General features: G+C 49.1%; 1 protein-coding gene. It reads left to right on the forward strand.

All coding sequences use genetic code 11. The features are described from left to right. Window positions 1-409 (forward strand): nitric oxide-sensing transcriptional repressor NsrR (nsrR, locus tag E0L35_RS25805; protein ID WP_249362198.1); only part of this gene is annotated, 409 nt, incomplete at both ends.

Here is a 409-nt window from a genome sequence, read left to right on the forward strand (position 1 = left end):
TTTGAGGTTGATGTGCAGTTAACGAGTTTCACTGATTACGGATTACGTGCGCTGATCTACATGGCGTCATTGCCAGAAGGGCGGATGACCAGTATTTCTGAAGTGACTGACGTCTACGGCGTCTCCCGTAATCATATGGTCAAAATAATCAATCAACTTAGTCGTGCCGGCTACGTGACTGCTGTTCGTGGAAAAAATGGCGGCATTCGCTTGGGTAAACCGGCGAGTGCGATACGTATTGGTGATGTGGTGCGCGAGCTGGAGCCCTTATCGCTGGTGAATTGCAGCAGTGAGTTTTGCCACATTACACCTGCCTGTCGGTTGAAACAGGCGCTTTCTAAGGCCGTGCAAAGTTTTCTGACGGAACTGGATAACTACACGCTTGCCGATTTGGTTGAAGAGAATCAAC

Source organism: Halomonas sp. ATBC28 (assembly GCF_005937175.1).
GTDB lineage: Bacteria > Pseudomonadota > Gammaproteobacteria > Pseudomonadales > Halomonadaceae > Vreelandella > Vreelandella titanicae.